We start from the raw sequence: 5,505 nt of genomic DNA, 5'->3' as shown, positions 1-5,505 counted from the left end.
CGACGGCCGCCGACCCGGGGCGATGCCCGGCGTCGACGGCCGCCGATGGTGCCGGGGGGCTCTACGAGCCGCTCTTGCGGCGGAACATCTGCTCGGCACCCGAGGTCTCGCTGCGGTGCGGTCCGGCGACCTTCCCGCGGCCGCGGCCCCGGGCGTTCACGCCGCCACCGGCCTGCTTGCGATCGAGCGCCTCACGAAACTTCGCGCGGAGCTCCTCGCTCTGCGGCGGCTGGCTCTTGTCGTTCTCAGGCATCGTCCACTCCTCTCCGTCGATGGTGTGGTGCGGACCGCCACCCTCGCACGCGGCGCTCATCCGACGCGACCGGGTTACCGCACTCCGCGCGTCCTTCGCGGGTGCTGAACGGGTTGTCGCACCCCGCCGACGCCCCGGAAAACACGCTCGCATCACCGACGCCGTACCGTCTGCTGGTGATCCACCCCACTGCTCCCACGGCGATGCCCCGCCTGGCCGTCGACCCGGCCCCGGTGTCATCCCCTCTCTCGGCCCCGTTGCATGCCCGCGACACCTCCCCGGACCTCGCCCGCGTTCAGGTGCTGGCCTACTTCCCCGACGATCAGACCCGGGCCTACCAGCTGCTGCAGTGGCTGCCCGTGCTCGACGTCCTGGACACCACCCGACCGGTCGCGATCGTGCTGCGCGACCCGGCGACCGCCGACGTCGTCCGCGCCCACACCGCGCTGCCGATCGCACTGGTGCCCGAGTTCGGAGAGCTGACCGTCCTCTATGCGTCGACGGACGCCGCGGTGGTGCTCTACTGCAACAACTCGATGCTCAACTTCCAGTCGCTGCTCGACCCGAGCAAGCTCCACGTGCACGTCAACCACGGCGAGAGCGACAAGCAGTCGATGGCCAGCAACAACGCCAAGGCCTACGACCGGGTGTTCGTGGCCGGAGAAGCTGCGGTGCAGCGCTATCTCGGCGAGCTGATGGAGTTCGACGAGGCCCGCCTGGTCCGGGTCGGACGCCCGCAGCTCGACCTGCGGCCTGCTCCGCTCCTCGCCCCGACCGACTGCGCGACCGTGCTCTACGCCCCGACGTGGGAAGGCGACGCCGATTACAACAACTTCAGCTCCGTCGACACCATCGGCGTGGCGATCATGCGCGCCGTCCTCGCGATGCCCGGTGTCCGGGCCGTCTACAAGCCGCACCCCAAGGTCGTCACGAGCCCCGACCCGGCGATCCGGGAGGCGCACCGCGAGATCGTGCGGATGGTCGCGCGCGCTGCCGCCCTCGAGCCCGGGGTCGGCCACACCTCGGTCGAGATCGGCGACATCCTCGCCGTCATCCCCGACTGCGACGCGATGATCAGCGACGTCTCCTCCGTCGGCCTCGACTGGCTCTACTTGCGCACCGACGCACCGATCCTGATCACCGACCGCCACGGCGACGCCGAGCGGCTGCGCCGAGAGGTACCCGTGAGCCGGTGCGCCGACGTCGTCGACGGCGAGATGCTCGACCGGCTGGGTGCGGTGCTCGCCGCGCGGCTCGACCCGGCTGGCGACGAGCTGCACCTGGCACGTCAGGCCATGCGTCGCCACTACTTCGACGACCTCCAGGTCGGCGACAGCACGGCTCGGTTCGTGGAGCAGGTCGGTGCCCTCGTGGCGCTGCGGCACCGGCTGCGCGGCGTCGACGAGTCGGCCGCGACCGCCTGACCGGGACCCCGACGCAGGGGCCGGCAGTCTGTGCGGACGATCGGTGAAGACGTGATGAACGCCCGCTACGCCTCTGGTTGAGAGGGGCGGCACGGCTCCACCCTGCTGCCATGACCATCGTCGTGGGTGCGCCAGGTGTCGCGCCGGCGGCCGACCGCCCGCGCGCCGCCGTCCGCACCGAGCTCGCGCAGCAGTCGCTGTGGCATCACGGCGGCCTCGCCGTCCTGCCGGGCTTCTGTGGGCAGGGCGTCGCCGGAGCCCTGGTGCGCGCGCGGCTGGAGTGGGCCCGGGCGCGCGGACTCCTCGCCTGCGCCTCGGTCTGGGACGACGCGCCCGCCTTGCTCAGCCTGGCGTTGCGGCACGGGCACGTCGTCGGCCGCCATCCGGTCGACCCGCTGACGCTGGTCGTCTACGACGCCTGAGCCTCTCGGTCATCGAGCTTGTCGAGATGCGGTGGGGGTCTCGACAGGCTCGACCACCGGTGGGTGGGGGTCTCGACAGGCTCGACCACCGGTGGGTGGGGGTCTCGACAGACGCGACGACCGGGGTGCCGGATCAGGCCTGCGCGCGATAGGCGTCGATGACGCCGGAGGCGAAGCCGGAGAGCGTGGCGACCTTGTGCTCGAGGGTCTCGGTGTCGACGCCGGGCTGGTAGGAGTCGCGGAAGCCGATGATCACGTCGGTGACGCCGGCCGCCTCGAGCTTGTTCAGGCCCTCGACGCTGTAGGCGTCGTAGGAGATGGCGTGGATCTCGAAGGGCTCGTCGGCGCGGCCGTACTCCGCGCGCAGGTCGCGGAGCCGGTCGATGAGGGCGAACAGATCGTCGCCCGCCGTCGGGCCGGCATACATCCAGCCGTCGCCCACCCGCGCGGCGCGCTTGAGCGCCGGCTCGCTGTGGCCGCCGAACAGGATCGGGATCGGCTCGGTCGGCACCGGGCAGATCTCCACCGGGAAGAAGTCGTAGAACTCCCCCGTGTAGCCGAAGAATCCGCCTGCGGTGAGTCCCTTGACGATGTCGATCTGCTCGTCGAACCTCTTGCCGCGCCGCTCCCACGGGACGTCGACCAGCGCGTAGTCGTCGGGCCACGGCGAGAGTCCGACGCCGAATCGCAGCCGGTTGCCGCTCATCACGGCCGCGCTCGCCGCCTGCTTGGCGACCGCGACCGGGTGCCGCATGGGCAGCTTGTAGACGAAGGTGTTGAAGGTGATCGTCGACGTCACGGCCCCCAGGGCGCCGATCAGCGTGAACGGCTCGATGAAGGGGCGGTCCCGCAGGAACTCGCGGTCGCCGGTGCCGTTGTAGGGGTAGGCGGAGTCGGACTCCTCGGGGAAGGCGATGCTGTCGGGGATCGCGAACCCGTCGTAGCCCGCCTTCTCCGCGGCCTGGGCCAGCGGGATCAGGAAGGTCGGGTCGACCATCGCGTCGATGTAGGTGAAGCGCAGCGGCATGGTCATTCGCCTTCGTTGGTGAAGGTCATCGCCTCCATGTGCCAGTAGCCGCGCAGGTTGGTGAGGAGGTTCTCCTCGTTGGTGCGGTAGGTGAAGATGCCGCGGACGACGCTCACCAGCCCGCCGTCGAAGCGGCTGGTCAGCTTCAGCACGTGGCCCACCTCCGAGCCGTTGCTGGAGAGGAACGTCTCCTCGCAGTCGACCGAGAGGTTGTTGACCGCGATGTTGGTGTCGTAGAAGGCCTCGACGGCCTCCTTGCCGCGCACGCCCTGGCCGTCCGGATTGGTGATGGCCTCGCCGATGGGGTCCTCGATGACGACGTCGTCGGCCATCAGGCCCAGCCACGCGGCCTTGTCGTGGCTCTGGACCGCCTTCCACGACTGGTGGGACGCCCACAGAGCCGGGTGGGTGCTGCGGTCGGGATCGGTGATGTCGGTGGCCATCGGACTTCCTTCGGAGGTTGGTGGGGCGAATGTTCGGTCGTGGTGATCGGTGGATGGTGGCTCAGAGTGCGCAGCCGGCGCGGACGCCGTCGAGTGCGGCCTTGTGAAGCATGCCGAAGCCGTCGGCGTCTCCGACGCACACGACGTCGAGCCCGGGGTGTGCCGCGCGGAGCGCGTCGGCGAGCGCGGAGTCGGCCGCGACCTCGCCGGTGAGCAGCACGGCGTCGGCGGGCAGCGTGCGCGTCGGCCCATGCCGGGGCGCGAGGACGACGCCGTCCGTGGTGATCTGCTCGACCGCGGCACCGACGTGGAAGGTGACGCCGAGCCGGTCGAGGGCGTCCATGTGCTCGGTCTTGCGCTTCCAGCCCGCATGGGGTGCGAAGTCCCGTCGCGTCTCGACGAGCGTGACCAGATGGCCTGCGCGGGCGAGCACCTCGGCGGCCTCGACGCCGGCCAGCTCGGCGCCGACGACCACGACCCGGGACCGGGGTGCGAGCTCGGTGGGATGGGCCGCGCTGATCGCGTGACCACGGTGCACGTGCGGCAGTTCGGCGCCGGGCAGGTCGGGGTAGACCCGCTCGCCGCCGGTCGCGACGACGACGGCCGCCGACGCGTCGTCCGATGCCAGGAGACCGTCGAGGCCGGGTGTCGTCGGATCGATCGGGGTGCCGAGGCGGACGTCGATGTCCGCGGCGCCGACCTCGTCGGTGAGCCAGCGGAGGTAGGGCGAGTTCTCGGGATGCACCTGGCTGGCCGCCACGAACGCGCCGCCCAGCTGCTCGGTGGCCTCCGCGAGCCGTACCCGGTGCCCGCGTAGCGCGGCGACGCGGGCCGCCTCCAGGCCGGCCGGCCCACCGCCGATCACGAGCACCTCGCGTGGCTGCGCCACGGGGGTGAGGTCGAGCTCGGCCTCACGACCCGTGCGCGGATTGACCGCGCAGTCGACGGAGAAGCGCTGCTCCAGACTGTCGATGCAGTTCTGGCAGGAGATGCACTGGCGCACGCGGTGAGCCTGACCAGCCGCGAGTTTGCGGGGGAGGTCGGGGTCGGCCAGCATCGGGCGGCCCATGGCGACGAAGTCGGCACGCCCTTCGGCGAGGATCCGCTCGGCGAGCACCGGGTCGTGGATGCGACCGACCGCGATCACGGGCACGTCGACGGCCTGCTTGATCGTCGCGGCCGCGCCGACGTTGAGCGCGGCACCGTCGGAGGCGCCGTTGACCATCTGGGTGACCAGCCGGTCGATCACACCGCCGCTCACGTGGAACGCGTCGACCCCGGCCTCGACCAGCAGCGGCGCCATCTGGGCCAGCTCGTACATCGGCCTGCCGCCCGCGACCCGTTCGTAGCCCGAGACACGCAGGGTGATCGGGAAGTCGGCGCCGACCTCGTCGCGGATCTCGCCGAGCGCCTCGAGCAGGGCGTGGAAGCGACCCGAAGGACGGTCGCCGCGGTAGTCGTCGGTGCGGCGGTTGCGCTGGGGCGCGAGGAACGAGCCCAGGAACATGTAGCCATGCGCGGCGTGCAGCTCGATGCCGTCGTAGCCGGCCTCGCGGGCTCGCACGATCGCGGCGCGGAAGAGTCCGAGGACCTCGCGGATCTGCTCCGGCGTCGCCTCCTGGGAGGGCCGACCGGTGAGGTAGGACGGGATCACCGAGGGGCCGAGCGAGTCGACGCCGAACATCTCCGGCCCGAGTCCGTCGGGGCCCGCGTGCACGATCTGAGGCTGGATCCGCGCGCCGTGCGCGTGCACGGCGTCGACCACCCGACGGTGTGCGGCGACGGAGTCGTCGGTGCCGAGCTGCAGCCCACCCGGCGTCTCGGGATGGCGGTGATCGACGCCGGTCGCGCCGACGGTGATCAGCCCGGTGCCGCCCGCGGCCCGGGCGGCGAAGTAGTCGACCGTGCGCTGGCTCGGCAGGCCCTCCGGCGTGCC

The 5,505-nt window shown here is 71.6% G+C and carries 6 protein-coding genes; 2 read left to right on the top strand and 4 right to left on the bottom strand.

Annotation, left to right across the window (positions count from 1 at the left end; all coding sequences use genetic code 11):
* Nucleotides 1-61 precede the first annotated feature (61 nt).
* The gene (locus KSO97_RS09795; RefSeq protein ID WP_232678349.1) at nt 62-253 is read right to left on the bottom strand and encodes a DUF5302 domain-containing protein; all 192 of its coding nucleotides are present in this window, start codon (nt 251-253) and stop codon (nt 62-64) included.
* Nucleotides 254-429: 176 nt separating this feature from the next.
* Between KSO97_RS09795 and KSO97_RS18285 the strand changes: the two genes are divergently transcribed.
* Entirely contained in the window at nt 430-1,677 is a 1,248-nt protein-coding gene (locus KSO97_RS18285) for a CDP-glycerol glycerophosphotransferase family protein (protein ID WP_232678347.1), read from the top strand.
* Nucleotides 1,678-1,787: 110 nt separating this feature from the next.
* Nucleotides 1,788-2,099: a GNAT family N-acetyltransferase gene (locus KSO97_RS09785; RefSeq protein ID WP_232678345.1), complete on the top strand. Its 312-nt coding sequence runs from the start codon at nt 1,788-1,790 to the stop codon at nt 2,097-2,099.
* A 133-nt stretch (nt 2,100-2,232) separates the two neighbouring features.
* Here the strand turns inward: KSO97_RS09785 and KSO97_RS09780 are convergent, their stop codons facing one another.
* The 3 genes from KSO97_RS09780 to KSO97_RS09770 form a co-directional block, all read right to left on the bottom strand.
* Complete coding sequence (locus tag KSO97_RS09780) at nt 2,233-3,132, bottom strand: TIGR03619 family F420-dependent LLM class oxidoreductase (RefSeq protein WP_232678343.1); 900 nt, start codon at nt 3,130-3,132, stop codon at nt 2,233-2,235.
* Nucleotides 3,129-3,569 (bottom strand): nuclear transport factor 2 family protein, encoded by a 441-nt coding sequence (locus KSO97_RS09775; RefSeq protein WP_232678342.1) that lies wholly within the window; start codon nt 3,567-3,569, stop codon nt 3,129-3,131. The genes KSO97_RS09780 and KSO97_RS09775 overlap by 4 nt, the downstream gene beginning before the upstream one ends.
* Before the next feature lie 61 nt (nt 3,570-3,630).
* The coding region (locus KSO97_RS09770; RefSeq protein ID WP_232678340.1) for an NAD(P)/FAD-dependent oxidoreductase at nt 3,631-5,505 on the bottom strand (1,875 nt) is incomplete at its 5' end.

It is taken from the genome of Nocardioides sp. R-C-SC26, from assembly GCF_021246465.1.
In the GTDB taxonomy this organism is placed as follows: Bacteria; Actinomycetota; Actinomycetes; order Propionibacteriales; family Nocardioidaceae; genus Nocardioides.
The sequence above is the reverse complement of the archived record's forward strand: the minus strand, read 5'-3'. Positions and strand labels throughout refer to the sequence as shown.